Origin of the sequence: Sphingopyxis indica (assembly GCF_900188185.1) — a bacterium.
Lineage (GTDB): Bacteria > Pseudomonadota > Alphaproteobacteria > Sphingomonadales > Sphingomonadaceae > Sphingopyxis > Sphingopyxis indica.
Window position 1 is genome coordinate 1 of the sequence record NZ_FZPA01000035.1, and the last position, 1,766, is coordinate 1,766.

Genomic DNA, 1,766 nt, shown 5'->3' on the forward strand with positions numbered 1-1,766 from the left:
TTGACGAGCTCCGCACCATCCTTGTCGCCGAGCACGAAGAGCGGGGGCATATCGCCCTCGGCAATACCGTCGACATATTTCTGCACGGCGCCTATATCGCCGTCTCAGGTGGATTCGTATCGATTGCCGTCGCCATAGGCATGTCGGTCTGGCGCGCCCGTGAACTGAAGAATGCAGAAACCTATGGCTCGGCGCGCTGGGCGACCGAGACGGAGGCGCGCGCCGCCGGATTGCTGGGTGATGATGGCGTCATTCTCGGCAAGCTCGGCACGAACTATCTTCGCCACGATGGCCCGGAGCATGTGCTGTGCTTCGCGCCAACCCGCTCGGGCAAGGGCGTCGGCCTCGTTGTTCCCAGTTTGCTGACCTGGCCGGGCAGCTGCATCGTCCACGACATCAAGGGCGAGAACTGGGGACTGACCGCAGGCTTCCGCAGCCGTTTCGGCAAGGTGCTGCTGTTCGACCCGACCAATGCCGCGAGCGCGGCCTATAACCCCTTGCTCGAAGTGCGCCGCGGCGAATGGGAAGTCCGCGATGTTCAGAATATCGCCGACATATTGGTCGATCCCGAAGGGTCGCTCGAGAAGCGCAACCACTGGGAAAAGACCAGCCACGCGCTGTTGGTGGGCGCCATTCTCCATGTGCTCTATGCCGAGTCCGACAAGACGCTGGCCGGCGTCGCCAACTTCCTCAGCGATCCGGGCCGCCCGATCGAGACCACGCTGCGGGCCATGATGCTAACCCCGCATCTGGGAGACGCGGGCGTCCACCCGGTCGTCGCCTCGGCGGCGCGGGAACTCCTCAACAAGAGCGAGAATGAACGGTCGGGGGTGCTCTCGACCGCCATGTCGTTCCTGGGCTTGTATCGCGATCCCGTCGTCGCGGCCGTCACACGGCAATGCGACTGGCGCATCGCCGACCTCGTGAACGGGCCGCATCCAGTCTCGCTCTACCTCGTCGTGCCGCCGTCCGACATCAACCGCACCAAGCCGCTGGTCCGCCTCATCCTCAACCAGATCGGCCGCCGGCTGACCGAGGAGTTGAACTCCACTGCCAAGCGGCAGCGCCTGCTGCTGATGCTCGACGAGTTTCCGGCTTTGGGCAGGCTGGACTTCTTCGAATCCGCGCTCGCCTTCATGGCCGGGTACGGAATGAAATCCTTCCTGATCGCCCAGTCGCTCAATCAGATCGAGAAGGCCTATGGCGTCAATCACTCGATCCTGGATAACTGCCACGTCCGGGTTTCGTTCGCGACCAACGACGAGCGGACGGCCAAACGGGTCTCCGACGCCCTCGGCACCGCGACCGAAATGCGGGCGATGAAAAACTATGCGGGCCACAGGCTCAGCCCCTGGCTCGGTCATCTGATGGTGTCGCGATCCGAGACCGCCCGCCAGCTTCTCACGCCTGGAGAGATCATGCAGCTTCCACCCGACGATGAGATCGTCATGGTGGCGGGCACGCCGCCGGTGCGGGCGAAGAAGGCGCGATATTTTACCGATCCCCGTCTCACCCGCCGCTTGCTGCCGGCGCCAAAACCCCGGCGCAACCAGCGGCCGCCACGTCCAGACGACTGGACGGGTATCGAACCGCCGCCGCAGCCGGACAGTCCGCCTCCAAGTCAATCCGGCGGTGCGGCCGCCACGCCTGAGAATGCCGACAGCGATGACGCCAATGCCAATATCCGCCGTGAGCCGGGGCTTCCCGACCATGAGGAGGTGGTGCGTGAGGCGCCGGCGCCCGTCAACGAGTTCGATTTCGACGAA

Annotated in this window: 1 pseudogene; it reads left to right on the forward strand. The window is 64.4% G+C overall.

Annotated elements, in window-relative coordinates:
* Positions 1–71 precede the first annotated feature (71 nt).
* A pseudogene (locus CHB69_RS19535) lies at positions 72–1,766 on the forward strand (conjugal transfer protein TraG); the annotation flags it as partial.